The 19,238-nt window shown below is 57.6% G+C and carries 20 protein-coding genes; 13 read left to right on the plus strand and 7 right to left on the minus strand.

Going from position 1 to position 19,238, the window contains the following annotated elements:
* Positions 1–177: 177 nt before the first annotated feature.
* On the minus strand, positions 178–1,080 hold the full coding sequence (locus AC1DIJ_RS28895; protein WP_112390664.1) for a LysR family transcriptional regulator: 903 nt from the start codon (positions 1,078–1,080) through the stop codon (positions 178–180).
* Positions 1,081–1,169: 89 nt separating this feature from the next.
* On the opposite strand from AC1DIJ_RS28895, the gene AC1DIJ_RS28900 reads away from it, so the two are divergent.
* The 5 genes from AC1DIJ_RS28900 to AC1DIJ_RS28920 all read left to right on the plus strand — a co-directional run bounded on the left by AC1DIJ_RS28900 (position 1,170) and on the right by AC1DIJ_RS28920 (position 7,818).
* Positions 1,170–2,186: an NADP-dependent oxidoreductase gene (locus AC1DIJ_RS28900; protein ID WP_112390663.1), complete on the plus strand. Its 1,017-nt coding sequence runs from the start codon at positions 1,170–1,172 to the stop codon at positions 2,184–2,186.
* Positions 2,187–2,570: 384 nt separating this feature from the next.
* Positions 2,571–3,686 carry a FecR family protein gene (locus AC1DIJ_RS28905; protein ID WP_162698778.1) on the plus strand — a complete coding sequence of 372 codons (1,116 nt, stop codon included), beginning with the start codon at positions 2,571–2,573 and terminating at the stop codon, positions 3,684–3,686.
* 80 nt (positions 3,687–3,766) lie between these two features.
* On the plus strand, positions 3,767–6,442 hold the full coding sequence (locus AC1DIJ_RS28910; protein ID WP_442208329.1) for an EAL domain-containing protein: 2,676 nt from the start codon (positions 3,767–3,769) through the stop codon (positions 6,440–6,442).
* A gap of 95 nt (positions 6,443–6,537) precedes the next feature.
* The gene (locus tag AC1DIJ_RS28915) at positions 6,538–6,894 is read left to right on the plus strand and encodes a response regulator (protein ID WP_112390661.1); all 357 of its coding nucleotides are present in this window, start codon (positions 6,538–6,540) and stop codon (positions 6,892–6,894) included.
* 483 nt (positions 6,895–7,377) lie between these two features.
* Entirely contained in the window at positions 7,378–7,818 is a 441-nt protein-coding gene (locus AC1DIJ_RS28920) for a hypothetical protein (protein ID WP_442208328.1), read from the plus strand.
* Here the strand turns inward: AC1DIJ_RS28920 and AC1DIJ_RS28925 are convergent.
* The 3 genes from AC1DIJ_RS28925 to AC1DIJ_RS28935 all read right to left on the minus strand — a co-directional run bounded on the left by AC1DIJ_RS28925 (position 7,815) and on the right by AC1DIJ_RS28935 (position 10,092).
* Positions 7,815–8,438: a response regulator gene (locus AC1DIJ_RS28925; protein ID WP_112390659.1), complete on the minus strand. Its 624-nt coding sequence runs from the start codon at positions 8,436–8,438 to the stop codon at positions 7,815–7,817. The genes AC1DIJ_RS28920 and AC1DIJ_RS28925 overlap by 4 nt on opposite strands.
* A complete protein-coding gene (locus AC1DIJ_RS28930) occupies positions 8,435–9,829 on the minus strand; it encodes a sensor histidine kinase (RefSeq protein ID WP_112390670.1) in 1,395 nt (464 codons plus the stop codon). Before AC1DIJ_RS28930 ends, AC1DIJ_RS28925 begins: the two co-directional genes overlap by 4 nt.
* Positions 9,830–9,912: 83 nt before the next feature.
* Positions 9,913–10,092: a hypothetical protein gene (locus tag AC1DIJ_RS28935; protein WP_112390658.1), complete on the minus strand. Its 180-nt coding sequence runs from the start codon at positions 10,090–10,092 to the stop codon at positions 9,913–9,915.
* A 171-nt stretch (positions 10,093–10,263) separates the two neighbouring features.
* On the opposite strand from AC1DIJ_RS28935, the gene AC1DIJ_RS28940 reads away from it, so the two are divergent.
* From AC1DIJ_RS28940 to AC1DIJ_RS28955, 4 genes are all read left to right on the plus strand, one after another.
* On the plus strand, positions 10,264–10,662 hold the full coding sequence (locus AC1DIJ_RS28940) for a DUF1236 domain-containing protein (RefSeq protein WP_112390657.1): 399 nt from the start codon (positions 10,264–10,266) through the stop codon (positions 10,660–10,662).
* A 110-nt stretch (positions 10,663–10,772) separates the two neighbouring features.
* The gene (locus AC1DIJ_RS28945) at positions 10,773–10,979 is read left to right on the plus strand and encodes a hypothetical protein (RefSeq protein ID WP_148194376.1); all 207 of its coding nucleotides are present in this window, start codon (positions 10,773–10,775) and stop codon (positions 10,977–10,979) included.
* 44 nt (positions 10,980–11,023) lie between these two features.
* A complete protein-coding gene (locus AC1DIJ_RS28950; protein ID WP_162698779.1) occupies positions 11,024–11,188 on the plus strand; it encodes a hypothetical protein in 165 nt (54 codons plus the stop codon).
* Positions 11,185–11,799: a BA14K family protein gene (locus AC1DIJ_RS28955; protein WP_112390655.1), complete on the plus strand. Its 615-nt coding sequence runs from the start codon at positions 11,185–11,187 to the stop codon at positions 11,797–11,799. The genes AC1DIJ_RS28950 and AC1DIJ_RS28955 overlap by 4 nt, the downstream gene beginning before the upstream one ends.
* 887 nt (positions 11,800–12,686) lie before the next feature.
* On the opposite strand, the gene AC1DIJ_RS28960 is transcribed toward AC1DIJ_RS28955, so the two are convergent.
* Positions 12,687–12,932 carry a hypothetical protein gene (locus tag AC1DIJ_RS28960; RefSeq protein ID WP_148194377.1) on the minus strand — a complete coding sequence of 82 codons (246 nt, stop codon included), beginning with the start codon at positions 12,930–12,932 and terminating at the stop codon, positions 12,687–12,689.
* A gap of 5 nt (positions 12,933–12,937) precedes the next feature.
* The gene (locus AC1DIJ_RS28965) at positions 12,938–13,159 is read right to left on the minus strand and encodes a hypothetical protein (protein WP_112539142.1); all 222 of its coding nucleotides are present in this window, start codon (positions 13,157–13,159) and stop codon (positions 12,938–12,940) included.
* Between the two features lie 222 nt (positions 13,160–13,381).
* Here AC1DIJ_RS28965 and AC1DIJ_RS28970 point away from each other — a divergent pair, with 222 nt between their 5' ends.
* The 4 genes from AC1DIJ_RS28970 to AC1DIJ_RS28985 all read left to right on the plus strand — a co-directional run bounded on the left by AC1DIJ_RS28970 (position 13,382) and on the right by AC1DIJ_RS28985 (position 17,068).
* Positions 13,382–15,199: a PAS domain S-box protein gene (locus AC1DIJ_RS28970; protein ID WP_112390653.1), complete on the plus strand. Its 1,818-nt coding sequence runs from the start codon at positions 13,382–13,384 to the stop codon at positions 15,197–15,199.
* 61 nt (positions 15,200–15,260) lie between these two features.
* On the plus strand, positions 15,261–16,388 hold the full coding sequence (locus AC1DIJ_RS28975) for a PAS domain-containing protein (protein ID WP_112390652.1): 1,128 nt from the start codon (positions 15,261–15,263) through the stop codon (positions 16,386–16,388).
* Positions 16,385–16,810 (plus strand): response regulator, encoded by a 426-nt coding sequence (locus AC1DIJ_RS28980; protein WP_112390651.1) that lies wholly within the window; start codon positions 16,385–16,387, stop codon positions 16,808–16,810. Before AC1DIJ_RS28975 ends, AC1DIJ_RS28980 begins: the two co-directional genes overlap by 4 nt.
* A 48-nt stretch (positions 16,811–16,858) precedes the next feature.
* A complete protein-coding gene (locus AC1DIJ_RS28985; RefSeq protein WP_112390650.1) occupies positions 16,859–17,068 on the plus strand; it encodes a hypothetical protein in 210 nt (69 codons plus the stop codon).
* 41 nt (positions 17,069–17,109) lie between these two features.
* Here the strand turns inward: AC1DIJ_RS28985 and tkt are convergent, their stop codons facing one another.
* Entirely contained in the window at positions 17,110–19,137 is a 2,028-nt protein-coding gene (tkt, locus tag AC1DIJ_RS28990; protein ID WP_112390669.1) for a transketolase, read from the minus strand.
* Positions 19,138–19,238 lie beyond the last annotated feature (101 nt).

The following is a 19,238-nucleotide window of genomic DNA, read 5'->3' on the forward strand; positions in this document are numbered from 1 at the left end:
TATAAATTGTTTCGCCATCCACAACCGAGTTACACACATTTAGCCTCCTAGAAAGGCATTACGATATCTCGGCGGGCGTTCGTGTCACGGACGCTAATTTCTAAGGGGATAGATGAGATGCTCACCACCAATAGTTTTTCAACAGTATCCGCCAGTAGCGGGCATTCACTGCCAGTGTCACGACAACTCCACTAAGGTATCGACGAAAGCGCGCACGGCCGGGTTCGACCTTCGGCTTTCTGGCCACAGCGCCGTGATATCGTGCCGGTTCACTGCATAGTTGGCCAGAACCGGAACAAGCGCCCCACGGCTCACCCAGGCGCTGGCCATAAAACTGGTTGCCATTCCTATGCCGGCACCCGCCGCAATCGCGGCAATCACGGCTTCACTTGCGTCCACGATGATGGCGCAGGAAGGCACAATCTCCACCTCCCTGTCCCCGACGCGGAAAGGCCAGCGGAACAGCTGGCCGCTGCTCTGGTAGCGCAGGTTGACCGTCTGGTGCTCTTCCAATTGGTCCGGATGGGTCGGCGGGCTGCGCCGCGCCACATATTCGGGTGAGGCATAGCAGCACAAACGATGCGGTAGGAGGCGGCGCGAGAGCAGGCGCGAGTCTGACAGATCGCCGATGCGCACCGCCAGATCGAAGCCGCCTTCGATGAGATCCACTATGTGATCGCTCAAACGCAGATCGATGTTCACCTTGGGATAGAGACTGCGAAAACGAGGAAGCAGGGGCGCGATGATATGCAGACCGATCGGCAGTGAGGCAGCAATCCGCAATGTGCCGGCGGGCTCGGTGCGCACTGCTTTTGCCGCCTGTTCGATGTCTTCGGCGTCGTGCAGCAGCCTTAGCGCACGCTCATGCAGATCGTGCCCTTCTGCCGTCAGCGTCAGGGAACGCGTCGTGCGCGCAAAGAGCGAGACGCCAAGCTGCTTCTCCAGCCGCTGAATGCTTTTACTGACCGCCGATGGTGAGATGGACAAGGAACGTGCGGCAGCGGTGTAGCTTCCGAGCGATCCGGCGCGGGCGAACGCGATCAGCCCTGTCAGCCGATCAATTCCTATTTGTTCCTTCATGGCACTATTAAAGCGAATAATCTCACCATTATCAATGCAGCCAACTAGTCATATCTTCAGTCATGGAAACGACATCCAAAGAGGTAGCGATGACTGACATGATGAAAGCCGTGCGTTTGCACGAATTCGGAGGACCAGATGTCCTTCGCTATGAGGATGCACCCCGACCGGAAATCTCGGCGGACGACGTGCTCGTTCGCGTCCATGCCGCGAGCCTCAACCCGCCGGATCTCTATCTGCGCGACGGCTATCGGGTTCTGCCGCCAGAGTGGCACCCCAGTCCACGCTTTCCGCTGATCCTTGGCACCGACGTTTCCGGCGAGATCTCGGCTGTCGGTGAAAACGTGACGCAGTTCAAGGTCGGCGACGAGGTCTATGCGATGGTCCGGTTCCCGCATGACTTGATGACGGGAAGCAACGCCTATGCAGAATACGTTCGCGTTCCCACATCGGATTTGGCACTGAAACCTTCGGGGGTCGATCATATCCAAGCGGCCGGCGCGCCGATGTCGCTTCTGACCGCCTGGCAATTCTTGGTCGATCTGGGACATGATGAGCCGAACCCGTTCCAGATCTTCGCGCATGCGCCGGAACCGCTCGACGGCAAGACGGTGCTGGTGAACGGCGCGGGCGGCGGGGTTGGCCATCTCGCAGTCCAGATCGCGAAATGGCAAGGCGCAAAGGTGATTGCCGTTGCTTCCAGCAAGCATGAGGCGCTTCTCAATGATCTCGGTGCCGATATTATCCTCGACTACACGAAGGCGGCTGCCGAAACCGTGGCGAAGGATGTTGATCTGGTGCTCGATGCCGTCGGTGGCGCGGGCATGGAACGATTTCTCCCCTGCATCAGGCAGCATGGCGCCCTGTTTCTTGTAAACCCGCTGGGCTTTTCAGGCCATCATGAAGCTGCCCGACGAAAGATCACCGTCTCGACGACGCAGGTGCGTTCGAACGGAGCGCAACTGGCGGAGGCTGGCCGTCTGCTCGATAATGGCTCCGTTCGGGTAGTGATCGACAGTACCTATCCGCTGGCCCAGGCGTCGGCCGCTCATCGTCGGGCTTCCGAAGGGAGCATCCAGGGTAAAATCGTGCTGGACGTCGCCTGATTACAACGTGACCAGTCAAAGCTCAGGCCGCCGCGAACAGGCGGTTGAAGCGCTGATTCGGGAATATCCTATGTTGATCATAACGGGGCAACATCCACGTCGATCTGGCCGACCTGGCAAGTTCATGAAAGAACTGAATGCGCTGGCCCCACAACGCGGCAGCGTCCGGGAAGCGTCCGATACTGCCGTGGACGACCCACAATCCAGGATGATCGCTTCATCCATCGTGAGTTCCGGGATCAGATCTTGGTCCGGGGTGTCCGCAGCATTGAAAACCTAGTCGCCAGGCCAAAGCCTCAATTGGACAACGTCGTTGTATTGGGAGAGCTGTCCACTCGATCGGCGTAACCCGATGTTGGACTGAATTGGCAAGAGCATGCCAACATGGCATTGACGAATTCCTCGATAATTGACCGTCGCGAGAATTTAGCCGGTTTTTTAAAACCATTCTTAAGTGAGAAATGCATTAATGACCCCAAACCAAATGGGGCATCAATGCGCGTTCTTCTTCATCTTTTCGCTCTCGTCACACTTCTTCTTCCTTTGACCGCCTATGCCTCTGGTGACGATGATTGGCATGTTGCCAAGGCGAGCAGCCAGGTACGCTATACGACCGACCAGTCAATGTGGAAGGACTTGCAGACAGGCGACGTCGTTCCAAACAGCGCCTGGATCTCGACGGGCCCTCGCGGAAGGGTACAGCTTGTGCGCGGTGTTGAAAGTATCGGCTTCCAGCCAAGCACCCTGGCTGCAATAACAACGAAGTCGGGCGGACTGTTCAGCGCGCGCAAGACCAACATCCTCCAGCAGATCGGCGAACTCGATCTTGAGATCGAAAAGCGCAGCCAGCCTCATACAACCGTGCAGACACCTTATCTGGCTGCTGTTGTGAAGGGCACAATTTTCCATGTCAGCGTCGGCAAGACAAACGCTTCAGTGTCCGTTGATCGTGGCCTGGTACAGGTAACCTCATTCGCGAGCGGCCAGCTGGCCAATGTCGGCCCCCGTCAGCGTGCCACCGTCGACCGGAAGTCGGGAATGAAGGTATCTGGCGCGAACTCGCGGCCCACAATTAGCCCGGTTGCGCCGTCTGTTGCAGTTGTGCCTGCCGTGGGGACGACAGCGCTCGCAGGTCAGGCTGAAGTCACGACAGATGACAAGGGCAAGTCGTCCAAGGCGAGCAATGATGCAAACGCGAAGAACGCCGCGCAAAGCAACGGGAAGTCCGGCAAGGGCAGCTCCGGAAGCAACGACAGTGGAAAGAGCGGCAACGGCAACAACGGTAACGGGGGTGGCAACGGCAGCAGCAACGGCAACTCTGGAAGCAACGGGAATGGAGGCAGTTCCGGTGCCGGAAGCAGCGGCAATAACGGCAATGGGAACAGCGGAAACGGTGGCGGAAACAGCGGAAACGCTGGGGGCAACGGCAAAGGCAACAACGGTAACGGGGGTGGCAATGGCGGCGGCAAGGGCAATAGCGGCAAGGGCAACAACAAGTGACGAGCTTTGGCTCTTCCCTGCGGAGAATGTGCTCCGCAATTGCCGGGCCGATCGCCTTGCGTGGGGGGCTCATAGCCGCGATGCTCGCGCTTCCGGTCGTCGCGCCTGCGCTCAACGCAATCACCGCTCTTAATGACGGCCTGATTGCCCAACGCTTCGAGTGGGCGCCACGAGAAGCCTCGGGAAAAATCGTCTTCATTGCCATCGACAAGAAAACGCTTGACGAGGTCGGCGTCTGGCCTTGGCCACGCGGCATCTATGCAAAGCTTCTAGCAAAGCTTATCGCGGCGGATGCAGCAGATATCTTTTTGGATATCGATTTCTCAACGCCATCAAACGCGGCCGAAGATGGCGCGCTCTCATCTGCCCTCGAACAAGCCGGCAGCGGGGTCTTGCTGCCGGTCTTTCGCCAGCAAATCGCTGCGGCATCGATTAACACCAGCGTCACCAAGCCGATTCCCAGTCTGCTATCCAATGCCTGGCCAGTCTTTGCCAACGTCACCACGGATGCCGATGGCGTTGTGCGCAAGTTCGACTTCGGCAGCGAATTCAATGGCGCAGCAACGCCGTCTGCCGCTTCCGCCCTTGCCAGAAGCGCTGAGACTTCAGGACGACGGCTGATTGATTTTTCCATCAAACCCACCAGCGTGCCGACCTATTCTATGGCGGATGTAATTTCCGGGAAGGTTGCGGCCGGCCAACTTTCAGGGCGTTCGGTCGTGGTCGGTGCGTCTGCGACCGAGCTTAAAGATATCTTCCCGGTACCGGTGAATGCAGCACTGGCTGGTCCGCTCATTCATGTGCTTGCAGCGGAGACACTGATCCAAGACCGTCTTCTGACAGCGTTTAATCAGACGCCGCTGGAGCTACTCCTTGCGGCCGCGCTCATCGTCGCCATCTTGTTATCGCGTTCGGTAGGCCTGGCGAATCTTTGCCTTCTCGCCGTTGCCGCGGGAATGGCCGGCGAAGTCGCTGCTTTCATTCTCCAGAAGGATTTTGCAATCATCACCGGGACGGTAGTGCCGTGGCTGCAGCTTATTCTGGCAGGCGGTCTGGCGCTGACCGAGCGGATCGATCTCGGCCAGATGCTGGCCGCCCTTGCTAATATTGAAGCACGCAATACCCGCCGCCTGATGCGGCGGATTATCGCCGACAGCTCGGATGGGATTGTTGCCTTCACCAGCGACATGGTCATCGCTGAAATCAGTGAATCTGCCAAATCGATTCTGCGCGTGGGCGCCGGAGCACATCTGCTGGCAAGTTCAGAGCATTCCGTTGCTGCCGCAGTTCGTGGTCTTACAGCTCTATACAATTGCGAGCCAGGCAGGATCCACAGCACCGTCATCGAGTTCGTCAGGCATAAAGATGACTGCAATTCGATAACCTACGAAGTGGCCATCACCCTTTCACCAGTCGAGGAACAGGGGAGGCTAGGTAGAGGCTCATTCGGTGGCTGCATGATTATCCGCGACGTTACGTCTCGCAGGGCGTACGAGGCAAAGCTCAAGCGGATGGCAGAGCGCGATGAACTTACGGGGCTTCTGAACCGGCGTGAATTCCTTGCACGTTTCGAAGGGCGCAACGGCGTAGTGGCCGTCCTGAACATTGAGCGCTTCTCGGACATCTGCGCGACACTGGGTCGCGATGTCGGCGACACCTTTCTAAAGGCTGTCGCTACACGGCTCTCCGCCACTTTTCCCTGTGAATTGCTTGCGCGCATAGATGGTGACCTGTTCGCTGTCCTCAGTGCCGGGGAAGATGCCAACCCGGCTCTTCATGCGGGCTTGCTCCTCGCCGCCTTCGAATCGCCTGTTGTATTCGACGAGATATCAGCGTCGGTGGCTGTTCGCGTCGGTGTCGCAAGGGTTGGTCTGGAAAGTGCCGAGAGTTCATTACGGGCTGCCGAGTCCGCGCTCGACGGTGCGAAAAAAACGTCGGAGCGATGGTCGATGTACGATCCGGCGGTGGCACTGCAGCAGGTGCGCTCCAGACGTCTCGAAGCCGACATGAGCAATGCGCTGCGAGACGGACAGTTTTTTCTTCTTTACCAGCCGCAGGTCGATCTCGTGACTGGCCGCTTCGTGGGTGCAGAAGCGCTGCTGCGCTGGCGCCATTCGGAGCTTGGGCTCATCGCACCAACGGAATTTATTCCCATTGCAGAATCTTCGGGAATGATCTGCGATATCGGACGATGGGTTATGATGGAGGCCTGCGCGGAGGCCATGCTGTGGCCGGAAGGGATCGTGTCGGTCAATGTGTCGCCGATTCAGTTCGAAAGAGCGGATGTCGAGGCGGACGTACGTCGAGCGCTTTTTGCAAGCGGGTTGCCCCCGTCCCGACTCTGCGTCGAGCTTACGGAATCTGTATTCCTAAGCGATGGTGGCCGGTCGATATCGACGATGGCTGCCGTTAGCGCGACCGGCGTATCACTTGCGCTAGACGATTTCGGCACTGGCTATTCCTCGATGAGCTACCTGGCCGACCTGCCGCTCAACAAACTCAAAATTGATCAATCCTTCGTTCGAAGGATGACCGAGGATCAGAACGTTTTCGAGATCGTAAAAGCGATCGTCTTGCTTGCCCATGGCCTGAATCTTGAGATCGTCGCAGAGGGGGTCGAGGGTCCTGCCGAACACGTACTCCTTCGCAAACTACAGTGCGAGACGGGACAGGGATATCTATTCGGTAGACCACAGCACGGTGCCGAAATGCTGGCAAGCCTTGCAGGGAATGAGGCATCAATATTCGTTGCATAGCAATGAAAATCCTTCAGTCATAAGACCTTGTGCCGTGGTGCGACGCTGCTTGCTGGTGTTAGGATCCAAAGTCTGGTCACAGTCTGGAGTCTCGTATGCGCGTACTTATTGTCGAGGATGAGCCGGATGTGGCTCTTGTCATCGAAGACATTGCTCTGGCTGAAGGATTTGAAGTCGTCGGTATCGCGACAAGAGCGACCGAGGCTATGGAGCTGGCCCGTGAAGCGGATTTGGCAATCGTTGATGTCCGACTTGCGGATGGTCTATCAGGCCCGAAAATTGCCCGTTCCCTTGCGACAGGGTTCGACGTTGCAGTCGTGTTTCTCACTGGCAACCCGGAGCTGGTCGATGGGCTCCCTGATATTCATATCGTCGATAAGAAGGACGGTGCCGAGGGTATTGCTGAGGCGTTGCGGTTGGCTGCGAGGTCTCGTACGAAACGCTCGGTATAAGTTCGGCGCTTAAAACAGTGGCGGTTGTTGGTGGTGCCCTATTAGTGTCGATCCTGGATCATCTGCCGGTCGACCCGGGAACAGCAGCGTCGTCGTCATACGTCGCGTGCGATCTTCTTTTCTCACTTGGGGCGAGATCCAAGATCGGAGGCCATCAATTCCAATGGCGCGTTGCTCAATGCGTGATCAAGAGCCTTACGCAATCAATTGAATGAAGAGAGCGTGCATGTGTCTCGGCGATCATAGTGTGTCATGACCGGTTTCGTTACGCGTCAGCCGGGGCTAACATTAGCGCTTGAGGAAACCGAAGATGGGTCAACGGCGTCGAGACCTTTCGATGTCCGTCGCAATCCTGGTCCGTGTTTGGCGCCGAAATTGTCTAGCCGGCTTGGATTTTTTCGGAGGAGGCAGAAATCTCATAAGTCCTGTCCTGCGTAGTATCCTGAGAAGGAGGCTCAAATTATGAGTTGCTCGAGACGAAACATGTTGAAAATCGTTGCTGGTGCGGGATTGGCCAGCGCTTTTTTTCCGCTTGAAGGCGCGTCCTTACTCACGCTCGATGCCTTCGCAAAGAGCGGCAACAATGGAAATGGCGGCGGTAACGGCAAGGGCGGTGGGAACAGCGGCGGAAATGGAAATTCCAGCGCGGGCAGCGGGAATGGCAATGGCAATAGCGGGAATGGCAAGGGTAATGGCGGTCCGGCAACTTCAGCTGAGCCCGCTGACGGGGGGATGACCAGTGCGGCTAATGGTGTGCAGGCAACACGCAGCGCGGATGGCTCAATCCGGATTCGACACCGAAACGGAATTATCGAGACCATTGTGTCGAACCGTTATGTCATGAAAGATCCGAAGGGTCGGACGATCAGCAACAGGATCGCGACGCAGGCAGATGTTACGCGCCTCTCGCGTTTTCTTCACTAGGCTAGATCCCGCCATTTAATGGCGGCCTCTGTTCGATTTGTGACACCGAGCTTCAGCAGGATTTGCGTCATGTGATGCTTAACGGTTTTTTCCTGCAGATCGAGCCGCAATCCAATATGCTTGTTGGAAAGACCTTCAGCGACGAGTCCCATTACTTCGCGCTCACGCGGCGTCAGCGAGGCCTTGGGCGAGGAATGCGCTCCAAGGGAGCGCTCTATCACTTTGGCAGACATTACGGGTGAGACGAACTTCGACCCGCGCATCACCACCCGGATCGCTTCGGCAAGTCCGCGCGATCCAATTCCCTTCAGTACATATCCGGCCGCGCCGCGCTGCAAGGCTGCAGAAAGCGTCTCGACTTCCTCGGATGCTGTTAGCATCAGCACCCGCGTTTCCGGACTTCGTGACAAAACCGAACTGATTGTCTGCAGGCCACCACCGGGCATCGAAACGTCGAGTAGGAGCACGCAGGGGCGATCCGAGGCCGCCAGCCTGATCGCGTCATCGCTGCTCGCGCCTTCGCCGATCACCACAAAATCAGCGACCTCCGAAAGGCTACGGCTGACGCCCTCGCGGAACAGCGGGTGATCGTCCACGATCCCGATTGTGATAGCCGTCATCTTACCGCCTCCAATTCCATCAACCGAAGCGTCATCGACACGACAGTGCCTGCGCTGCCCGTCTTGATATCGAAATCGCCCCCCAGACTGTCGACGCGTTCGCGAAGTCCCGCAAGCCCGAGACTTGTCGGCCGCACCTCATTCGGATCGAAGCCATCCCCTTGATCGCGGACTTCGATCCGGACCTCGCTGCCACGCGCTTGTGCGGTTACCGATTGTTCGATGCCGCCGCCGTGACGATAGGCATTGTTGAGGGCTTCTTGTACGAAGCGATAGACACAGATCTTCACGGCGGCCGATAAGTCTGAATGATCATCCTCGACGTTGCGCGCAACCGCGCTGGCTGTTCTTGTTTCGTGGGCAGAGACAACCCGCTCGATGATTTCTTCGAACGAGACACCTTCGATCTCCGGCAGGACGAGACCGCGACAGATCGTGCGGATCTCCCTCATGGCCTCGGCGAGGCTCGAACGGATCCAGGCCAGTTCCTTTTCTCGCATAGCAGGGTCTGTTGTGGCGTCGACCAGCATTTCGCTGTCGAGCCGCAAGGAGGCATAGGCTATATGCTGAGCGGGTCCATCATGAAGGTCGGCGCCGACGCTTCGGAGGTAGGTTTCGTTGAGGGTTGCCGCCCGCAAGGAAGATCGCTGCAAGCGACGCTGTAGCGCGAGCTTCTCGGAGAGCAACGCGGAGAGCTCCTTTACCTTGTTCCGGAGATCGGTCCGCTGTGCCTCAATCAGCCGGCTACCACGGAAAACGAGCGCCGAAAGCGTTAAAAAGAAGATTGCCGTCAGCCCAGCGACCGATGCCCAGCTCCATCGTCTTGCGCGAGCGATGCTGTCCGCAAGTCCCTGAGCCGTTTCATAGAACTCGACGACTGCGACGGGCTGACCGGACCATGGCTGCAGCACCGGATTGTAGATTTCCATCAGCGGCTTGCCGAGCTGCCGCTCCTTTTCGCTCTCCGGATCGCTCGCGACCTCGTATCGGGCGACGAGCAAACCTGAAAATGCCTGGCGAAGCTTGTCGCTGACCGGGAATTTGTGGCCGATCAGCTCCGGTTCGTTGGAATAGAGGATAGTGCCGTCGCTGCTCCAGAGCTTGAACGAGACGAGGCGCTTTCCGAGCGCGCCTTGCGACAGCGTCTCGTTTAGTGCCTGGGCGCTTCCTTCGTCGAGAAGCGTTTCTGTTTGCATGTCTGGAAGAAGTGGAGCAACGACGCTATCGACATAAAGCGCGGTCGCTGCCCCGGAATTGTGGATCACCGCATCCTCGATCAGCCGTGTCAGCAGAATGCCAATCAGCAGCATCGCCATGATCGACACAACGCCCCCGGTTATGAAAAACTGGGAGGCTAACGAGCGGGCATTCCAACGGCTGAGCCAATGCATCTGCGACCTGTCGACTGCGTGTCCGACAGACATGGTACTACCCTAGAAGAATTCCAGATAGCTGCGTGACATCTCGGGTGCCTTTAGTTCGGAACATCGCGTGTATCGATGATGTCCGCGCCGACAACACTCCTGGTGATCTGCGTATCGCCCGACATGGCCGCGCCGAAGAAGTAGAGTGCGCCGCACAGGAATGCAACAAAGGCGACGACTGACGCATTGATCGCGACCGGGCCGGCGGAGGGTCTATGGATGATGCTCATAATTGCACTCCTTCATCGCTGTAGCAACGAGGCAAAATGGTCGCGGTTCCCGACCCCCGACTATGGTCCGTGTTGCCCCGGACTGAGGTCCGATATCGGGAACAAGCGATACCTTTGGCGGATTGTGGGGCCGCGGTCATAAGGGCCGCTCAGCGACAAGGAGAAATAAAAATGCTCTCTAAGGTTATGGTAGGCGTGGCTACGGCCGCGACCCTCATGTCGGGCGTCGCACTCGCTCAGTCGTCCACCGTCAATGGCGCTGCAGGCGGAGCCGTAACCGGCGCGATCGTCGGCGGACCTGTCGGCGCTGCAGTCGGTGGTGTGGCCGGTGCCGTCGTTGGAACGGTTATCGATCCGCCGCCGCAGAAGGTCGTAACCTATGTGCGGGAAGCACCGGCACCTTCAGCTACAGTCGTCGTTAAGGAAAGGGTGGTTGTCGGCCAGCCGCTTCCCGAGACCGTCGTTGTAACGCCGGTCCCCGAAAATCCGAAATATGCCTATGCGGTCGTGAATGATGAGCGCGTCATCGTAGAGCCGACGTCCCGCAAGGTGATCCAGGTCATCAACTGACCTGATCCCGGACGCGGCTGATGCCGCGTCCTTTCTTGGTCAATACGAAACGAAATCCAGCCGCACTTGTGAGGTATGGCCGCGTGCGGCCTGAACCCAGAGAGATGGTCATGAAAAAGAAGTCCCTTGCCATGCTGGTGGCGGCGCTGTCGATCGGTGTTTCGTCTATGGGCCTCATGTCCGCCACTGCCAAGGATGCCGCGATCATCAAAAAGAAGGGTGCAGCCCAGACCGATCAGTCCGGTGGTTCTGCGCAGCAACAGCCGCACGCCAGTGGCGCCCAAGTGGCGCAGCCTGAAGCCGGTACCGTAACCTAAGCTGGTGGCGTTCGCTCCACCGTTTTTTTCTTATGGAGAGACAGATGAACTACGGGGAAACGAAATCGGCAAGCGTCGTTCTTCCGATCGTCGCAATACTAATGGCAATGGCCGGCTGCATCCTCGTTCTGCTTTCAAATGTCGATCGCGGTGACGAAAAGCAGGGCAGGGTATTCGTTCCAATCGAGCAGCGGGAGCCTGGCAAATGAACGCGGTCGCATCACTGACATTCGGTATCGTGACGTCCGTCGCCGTCTGTGTCGTGCCGGCATCTCTGGCCTCCATCGTCATGGCGAAATCGGAAACGCGTCAGCTCGCCGATCTTTCCGCGCCCGACCTTTGGACGACAGGTCTGGTTCGCGTCGATCCGGGTAAACAGAATTATCAGCGAATCGCGCCAGCTTATTCGAGTTACGTGACCGGTGCGCCGAAGGTCATCGTGGCCGCGCGCACGCAGGATCCAGAACCTGTCGCGGATTCTGCGGCAGAACCGGCCATTCCGGCAGAGCACCTCGCTTGGTGCTCGCATCGCTACCGCTCCTACAATCCCTCCACCAATAACTACCGCGCCTTCAGCGGCGAGATGCGCAGTTGCACCTCACCCTTTGCAGAGCAGGCTGGCAGCAGCCGCGAAGAGGTTGCCACACAAAATGCAATGGCCGGTGCTGGTCGTGCAGGAGGAAATGAAACCGCATCAGGTTGGTGTGTCGAACACTACCAGTCCTACCGTGCGCAAGACAACAGCTATCAGCCTTTCGAAGGACCACGCAGGCAGTGTGAAGCACCGTCGCGGGATGTCCTCGTTACGGCCTCGTATTAATCGGCGTTCGAATAAAACACTCGATTTTGACGTCACGCCTGACCATCGTGAATTTTATTCCTTTTGGCTCAAGGCGCACATTCCGCCAAGTGCGCCCACTTTTGTGGGAGTGCGGGACCAAATTCCGCAGGCTATTGCGGTCCATCCTACTCGATGAGGTCAAAAGCGCGAGGAACGCGATATTCGCCAGCAGGTCTGGTGTTCCGGCAACCGCTTGGCGAGTGACTTTTTGGGTCCAGGACGAATTATCCACTCGCTGTTGGTCGCGAGACCATCTCTAGAAAGTCGAATTCTTCAAGCATTGAATGTGCTTCGTTGCCGAAACGAGCGACGGTCCAATATTCCCGCTCCTTGCCGAATACTGTGGAGACGTAAACGACTTCGACAATGGCATCAGGGGTTGTCTTAATTGCCCAGTAGTGCTGTTCTGGCTCGATTAGCGACGGATCCAACACGATTTAACCTCTTCTAAGTACTGCATTGGATTAGCCCGGAAGGTTCCTGGAAGGATACCCCGGACCTTGGTCCAATATGTGCTGGAATCGAAGTGCGTCCGCCCATTCGCTCTAAGTGACAATAACGGGTACAACACCGATGGGGGCTAGCCCTCGGCGTCGTGTTCGACGCTATGTCAGACTAAGGTCTGAGCAATGTCGGACTGAAGTCCGACCTCGGAACCTGGAGCAATTAGAGCCGTTTTTCATCTCAATGAAGAAGGAATGATTATGCCTTTCACAGTTCCTGTGGCTGCGCTCGCAGCCGGACCCTTCGCGTTTAATAAACCATGCTACATCTGCGAGATCATGTAAGTGGACTATGCTTCACCACTGAACGCTTCACGCAATGTCGCTGACTTGAGCAGTCAAACGCGGCGGCGCTTTGACCCATTATTCTTCCTGCAAGAGATCGACATAATTGCCGATGATCTTGCCAAGCTGCCCCCATCGATCGATAGAACTGTAGTTGAGCTTCGCCTTGCCCAAATGCGGCAAGCAGTTGAATTTTGTTCGCAAAATGCAGGCTTCTGTTGTCTTGCTGAACAATGGACCTGAAACAGCGATGACGAAAGACGCGCCGTCACCAAGCCGTTTGAAACGTTCAATGTTCTCAAACCTAAAGTTGCACAAGAGCATTGGCGCTAACCGGCAAGATCACTCAGCCCGCGATGCTTAGACATGGCCATCTCCAGAGCCGACTGGGTATCGTGGCCCTCCCGATAAAGGGTGATTATGATCGCTGCGGCGAGCTCGGCTTCCGGGCTGCCTTTTAGGACTTGGTGCGCGTCCAGCCAATTTTGGAAAGCCTCATCAATTGTCTCGAGCTCCATTGGTCCGAATGCTGTTTCCAGAAACGCGCGCATAGCCTTCCCCCTTCTTTGCGGCGCCCATATGGGAAATGGGGCGTGCGGGGTCAAGACCAATCAGAGTTGGTAAACGGACGAGAAACCTTACGCCTAAGCTGGCATCTCACGCTGATTTCATTGAGGAAAGGCCTTGCAGGGAATTGGTTGCGCCATAAATCTGCCAGCTGGAAGATCGGAAACAAGGTGCGGTGGCGCAATGGGAATGTAGAGCGGATACCAATGAGGAGCGAAGCGGGGAAGATTTTCGAAGGGACCGACGAGATCTCTCGCCTTATCGAGAGCGGAAACTGGGACGATTCCATCCTGGGGCCGCCGTCAAAATGGTCTGTCTGCCTCAAATCCACCGTCGACATCATGCTGCCAGCGATGGCTCAGATCGTGATGTTCTGGGGACCCGGCCTTGTCGCGCTTTACAACGAACCCTACGCTCCGACGATTGGCCAACGGCACCCCAAGGCGTTTGGCCGGCCCGCACGAGAGAACTGGGCCGAACTTTGGGATGATCTTGAGCCACTTTTGCGCCGGGTCTTGGAGACCGGAGAAACGGTGGCTGCAAAGGATCGTCCCTTCTACATCGAGCGGCACGGCTACCCGGAAACGGTCTATTTCGACATCTCCTATTCGGCCATTCGCGATGAACACGGCACAGTTTGCGGGGTCTTCTGCATCGTCAACGAAACAACTGATCGCGTCCGCGCTGACCAGGCGTTGCAGGCAAGCGAGGAACGGCTCCGGGCGGTTGTCTCCCAATCTACAGCCGGTATTGGTCAGGGCAGCCTGGAAGGCAAGATCCTGCACGTCAACCGCCGGTTCTGTGAGATCGTCGGATATGAAGAGGAGGAACTCGTCGGGAAGGACACCGCCGACATCACCTTTGCCGCTGACATGCCCGAGCAAACCCGTTTGTTCAACCGGCTTGCCGAGACCGGCCAAAGCTTCGACATGGAGAAGCGCTATGTTCGTAAGGACGGTAGCCTCGTCTGGGTGAACAATACGGTTTCCGCTTTGCGGGATGACGAGGGGAAGATCCATCAGGTTGCCGTTGTCTCGGTTGATATCACGGAACGCAAGCAGGCTCAGGAAGCCGAGCGGCGCCTGGCCTCTATCATTGCATCCTCTAACGACGCGATCCTTGCGATCGACTTGGACATGACGATTACGGCCTGGAACCGTGGTGCCGAGCAGCTTTACGGCTACACTGCTGAGGAGATTGTGGGTCAGTCTGTCCTGGTGCTTGTACCAAAAGACAGGCGTGACGAAGAGCCGGGCTTGCTCCAGCAGATCAAAGCCGGTTTCGTGATAGAGGCCTACGAAACACAGCGTCGCCGCAAGGACGGCCATCTGGTTGACATTTTGCTCAGTGTCTCACCGGTCTATGGCCCGGCTGGCAAGATCATTGGTGCCTCGAAAATTGCCCATGATATCTCCGCAAAAATAGAAGCCGCCCGGCTTCAGGCGGTTCTGATCGGTGAGTTGCATCACCGCGTGAAGAATGTTTTAGCAACGGTGATTGCCATTGCGCGTCAGACCGTCGCGCAGGCGACTGACATACAAGCTGCGATCGCTGCGTTCGAAGCGCGCCTCTCGGCAATGGCCCACGCTCATGATCTGCTTGCCGAAGGTGACTGGCAGAGCGCGGACCTCGTCGCGGTGGTCGAGCAGGCCACTGCGCCTTACCCGCCGAAGCGATTCACCGTTTCCGGTCCATCCGTTCTCCTGCCTCAAAAGGCAGTTGCGACATTGTCGCTCGCCTTGCACGAGCTCGGAACGAATGCCGCCAAATATGGAGCCCTATCTACTCCAACCGGACGGGTGTCGATCATCTGGAGCTATGACCCCGAAACCTCGGCTCTCAGCCACCGCTGGCAGGAAAAGGGCGGGCCGACGGTCGCTCAACCGAACAAGAAGGGCTTTGGATCCCGCCTGGTCGAGCGCTTGCTGGCGGCGGAGCTCAACGGAACGTCGGCAATCATTTATGACGCTGCCGGTGTCGTGTGTGAGATCGGGGCGGTGTTGCTACCGCACCCTATAAAATGACTGGCAGGAACGAATTCATCCGCCGCGACTTCTGTTGTCGGTTAACACAATCAGGATCACAATGCAGGAAAAGGATCAAAATCGGCGGGATGCGCGCAGCGCCGGAGACCGCCTGGTCGCCGGGCACGTCAGCGAAGACCCGTTTGCGGCGGCGTTCAAGGCTACGCGCATGCCAATGATCGTCACGGATCCCAGCCAGCCTGATAATCCGATCATCTTCTGCAACGATGCATTCAGGAAGCTGACCGGTTACAGCGACGACGAAATCATCGGCCGGAATTGTCGCTTTCTGCAAGGGTCGGAAACGGACCGGGAGACAGTCGCAAAAATCCGCGACAGCATCGTGGCGGGTCGGGATGTGGCTGTCGACATTCTGAACTATCGAAAGGATGGCAGCACGTTCTGGAACGCCGTCTTCATCAGCCCTGTGCGGGATGAGGCTGGGACAATCATCTATTTCTTCGCCTCCCAGCTGGATTTCACAACGGTCAAGAGCCGCGAGGCGGACTTGGCGGCGGCTCGTCACGAGGCCGAGGCGGAGGTTGCAAAACACACGGCCAATCTTCGCGCAGCCTTGGAGGCCCGTACCCTGCTCGTTCACGAGGTCGACCACCGGGTGAAGAACAACCTCTTGACCATGGCCTCGATCGTCAAGATGCAGGCGCGTATAGCGACGGACGATCGGCAGAGGAAAACGCTTATGTCGGTCCTTAACCGCATCGAGGCTCTCAGCACGGTCCAACGCAAGCTATTCACGCTCGACGACGTCTCGAAATTCGACATGTCGGAGTTCACCCGTGAGCTGGTGACCGATCTGGTCGATGCAACCGGTCGAAAGGACATTCGTCTATCTCTGGATCTCTCCCCGCTCCTCGTGCCGGCTGTGAAGGCGACGCCGCTGTCCCTGATCGTCAACGAGCTGGTCGGGGACGCCGTTCGCCGTGGTTTGAGCGACGGTGGCGGAGATATTCATGTTGTCGTCCGGCGCCTAAACGGTCATTTCCTGATCCGCGTCGAAGACACGTCGGAACCGGTCGAGCCGGATCGTGAGAGCGCTCAGCTCGGAAAACTGTTGCTGGAAGCATCAGCCTTGCAGCTGGGCGCTGAGATCCAACGGAAACAGGACGGCCGCAAAACGGTCGTCGATGTGGTGCTGCTTGTCGGCGACCATCAGGAGAGTGCGCATTGAAAGTCATGATCGTGGAAGATGAGATGTTGCTCGCCATGGAGCTCGAAAGCGAAGTGGAGATGGCGGGTCACCAGGTCACGGGGCTCGCCATGAGCAGCGCCCAGGCCCGAGACCAGATCGGCAAGGCGAAGCCAGATTTCGCTTTCGTCGACATTCACCTGATGGATGGGCCAACCGGAATTGATGTTGGGCGCGAGCTGGCGGCGGCCGGCATCCCCTACGTCTTCGTCAGCGGCAACATCAAGCGAATCCCACCAGACTTTGCCGGTGCCCTTGGAGCAATCGAAAAGCCTTACACGATGAACGGCATGAAGAATGCGCTGGTCTATGTCTCGGCAATCATCCAAGGGGACGACAGCGGTGCACCGCCAGCGAGCCTGGTCCTGGCGGAGGATGCGAATGCCGGAAAGAGCTTTGGCTAAGATGCTGAGAAGTATCTGCTAAATGCCGATAGCACGTGGGAGGAAACAATGAGCCAAAATCAAAACATTTTAAAAGAGGTCAAGCCAAAGCTTCTTGCTCTGGTCGAGGAGCTCGTCGCCAAGGGCGCCGAGCGATCCGCGGTGATCTACATGATCGAAAAGGAATCCACCCAGCTTCGTGATCCTGTGGACGACAGGTCCGATCGTCAGATCGACGAGCCCTCGGACGATTGGCCGGCGGCAGGCAGGTCCCAGTAGGTCTTGCCTGCCATTCAACCTCGGCGTTGTGGCCTGGACAGTCAGACGCGGGCCAATGTTTTCCTGGCTGCGCGTATGACGGCATCTGTGGTGATATCGAACTTCTTGTAGACGTCGCCGATTTTGCCCGATGCGCCGAACTCATGCATGCCGACAAATTCGCCATCAAGGCCAAGATAGCGGTCCCAGGAATCGCGGACAGCCGCTTCGACCGCGACACGCGCTCGCGTCACGCCAAGGACTTGATGCTGATAACTCGGATCTTGTCGCTCGAACACGAGACGGCAGGGCATCGAAACGACAGCTGTCCTTATCCCGTCTTTTTGCAGGACTTCCCTTGCCTCGACCGCCAAATGAAGCTCGGACCCTGTTGCGAAAATTGTCAGCTGCCGCTGTCCACCTTCCGCCTCAAGCAGGACGTAACCGCCCTTCACCGCATGGTTTTGTGAGGACGGGTCCCGCCGCAGGAGGGGCATAGGCTGGCGCGAGAGTGCGATCAGCGCCGCTTCGCGCGGCGTATCGAGGATTGCCTCCCAGCATTCTGCCGTTTCGATCGGATCTCCTGGTCGATAGACGGCAAGCCGCGGGATCGCCCTGAGTGCGCTGAGATGCTCGATCGGCTGATGGGTCGGCCCGTCCTCGCCAAGCCCGATAGAATCGTGGGTCATGACGAAGATCGAACGGATTTCCATCATCGCAGCCAAGCGGATCGAAGGACGGCAATAGTCGGAAAATGTCAGAAACGTCCCGCCATACGGGATGAGACCGCCATGGAGCGCCAAACCATTCATTGCGGCCGCCATGCCGTGCTCGCGTACGCCGTAATGAATATATGAACCATCGAAATTGCCGGGCGTGATTTCCGCCTGGTTTTTTGCCCTGGTGTTGTTGGATGGGGTAAGATCCGCCGAACCGCCAAGCAGTTCAGGAATCGCATCGAACAGGTGGTTCAACACAATCCCGCTTGCCTGGCGGGTTGCCAGATCTTTCTCGGATGCGACGAGCTCATCCTTGGCGGCGGAGATGGCCGAGCGCCAATTCTGCGATAGTTCGCCCTTCATCCGCCGCTCAAAATCGCGGTTTGCACTTTCCTCAACCCGCTTTGCCCAGGCCGCCCGCTCCGTGCGACCCTTCGCACCGATCTTGCGCCAGGCGGCGAGCAAACCGTTAGGGATCTGGAAAGGCGGCGCTTTCCAGCCGAGAATGTCGCGGGCGCCGGCGATCTCCTCTTCACCGGGTGCGTCGCTATGGGCCTTCTGGGTGCCTGCCTTGGTGGGAAACCCGAACCCGATGACGGTCTTGCAGGCAATCAGCGACGGGCGGTCTTTCACTTTCTGTGCCTCAATGATCGCGGCGCGAATGGCATCGGTATCATGACCGTCGATCTCCTGGACATGCCAGTTGGCTGCCCGAAAGCGTGCTGGCTGGTTTTCGGATTCGGCAAGGCTTGTCGCACCATCGATCGATATGGAGTTGTCGTCCCAGAAAGCGATGAGCTTACCGAGCTTCAGATGACCGGCCAGCGATATCGCCTCATGGCTGATCCCTTCCATCAGGCAGCCATCACCCACAAAAACATAAGTGTTGTGGTCAACAAGATCGTCGCCGAAAGTAGCGTTCAGGAGCCGCTCGCCAAGCGCCAGTCCAACCGAATTGGCTAGCCCTTGGCCAAGCGGTCCGGTCGTGGTCTCGATACCGGTCGCATGATGATACTCCGGGTGGCCAGCGGTCCGACTATCGATCTGACGGAAGCGCCTGATCTCCTCGATCTTCATATCTTCATAGCCTGTCAGGTAGAGCAGACTGTAAAGCAGCATCGACCCATGGCCGTTGGAGATGAGAAAGCGATCCCGGTCGAACCAATGCGGATCGGCGGCGTCAAACTTCAAGAAATCGGAAAACAGCACCGTTGCGATATCCGCCATGCCCATCGGCATGCCGGGGTGACCGCTCTTGGCCGCCTGAACCGCATCCATCGACAGAAAGCGGATGCAATCGGCCATATCGCGCAAATGCTGATCTTTGGGTGCGGGGACGGTTTTGCGGGACTGGTCAGTGATGTCTGACATGATCATTCCTCTTGCGTGCCTGTCCCTGCAAGCGTGCGAGCCGCAGTTCAAAGGCATCTTTTTTGGAAGGGTTTTGACGGTACGTGTCGGAAAACGACCGG

Source organism: Rhizobium sp. 10N427 (assembly GCF_056394605.1).

Coding starts and splice junctions, on each gene's coding strand:
- AC1DIJ_RS28895 (WP_112390664.1), bottom strand. CDS start 1,080: ATGAAGGAACAAATAGGAATTGATCGGCTGACAGGGCTGATCGCGTTC.
- AC1DIJ_RS28900 (WP_112390663.1), top strand. CDS start 1,170: ATGACTGACATGATGAAAGCCGTGCGTTTGCACGAATTCGGAGGACCA.
- AC1DIJ_RS28905 (WP_162698778.1), top strand. CDS start 2,571: ATGGCATTGACGAATTCCTCGATAATTGACCGTCGCGAGAATTTAGCC.
- AC1DIJ_RS28910 (WP_442208329.1), top strand. CDS start 3,767: ATGCTCGCGCTTCCGGTCGTCGCGCCTGCGCTCAACGCAATCACCGCT.
- AC1DIJ_RS28915 (WP_112390661.1), top strand. CDS start 6,538: ATGCGCGTACTTATTGTCGAGGATGAGCCGGATGTGGCTCTTGTCATC.
- AC1DIJ_RS28920 (WP_442208328.1), top strand. CDS start 7,378: ATGTTGAAAATCGTTGCTGGTGCGGGATTGGCCAGCGCTTTTTTTCCG.
- AC1DIJ_RS28925 (WP_112390659.1), bottom strand. CDS start 8,438: ATGACGGCTATCACAATCGGGATCGTGGACGATCACCCGCTGTTCCGC.
- AC1DIJ_RS28930 (WP_112390670.1), bottom strand. CDS start 9,829: ATGCATTGGCTCAGCCGTTGGAATGCCCGCTCGTTAGCCTCCCAGTTT.
- AC1DIJ_RS28935 (WP_112390658.1), bottom strand. CDS start 10,092: ATGAGCATCATCCATAGACCCTCCGCCGGCCCGGTCGCGATCAATGCG.
- AC1DIJ_RS28940 (WP_112390657.1), top strand. CDS start 10,264: ATGCTCTCTAAGGTTATGGTAGGCGTGGCTACGGCCGCGACCCTCATG.
- AC1DIJ_RS28945 (WP_148194376.1), top strand. CDS start 10,773: ATGAAAAAGAAGTCCCTTGCCATGCTGGTGGCGGCGCTGTCGATCGGT.
- AC1DIJ_RS28950 (WP_162698779.1), top strand. CDS start 11,024: ATGAACTACGGGGAAACGAAATCGGCAAGCGTCGTTCTTCCGATCGTC.
- AC1DIJ_RS28955 (WP_112390655.1), top strand. CDS start 11,185: ATGAACGCGGTCGCATCACTGACATTCGGTATCGTGACGTCCGTCGCC.
- AC1DIJ_RS28960 (WP_148194377.1), bottom strand. CDS start 12,932: ATGCTCTTGTGCAACTTTAGGTTTGAGAACATTGAACGTTTCAAACGG.
- AC1DIJ_RS28965 (WP_112539142.1), bottom strand. CDS start 13,159: ATGCGCGCGTTTCTGGAAACAGCATTCGGACCAATGGAGCTCGAGACA.
- AC1DIJ_RS28970 (WP_112390653.1), top strand. CDS start 13,382: ATGAGGAGCGAAGCGGGGAAGATTTTCGAAGGGACCGACGAGATCTCT.
- AC1DIJ_RS28975 (WP_112390652.1), top strand. CDS start 15,261: ATGCAGGAAAAGGATCAAAATCGGCGGGATGCGCGCAGCGCCGGAGAC.
- AC1DIJ_RS28985 (WP_112390650.1), top strand. CDS start 16,859: ATGAGCCAAAATCAAAACATTTTAAAAGAGGTCAAGCCAAAGCTTCTT.
- tkt (WP_112390669.1), bottom strand. CDS start 19,137: ATGTCAGACATCACTGACCAGTCCCGCAAAACCGTCCCCGCACCCAAA.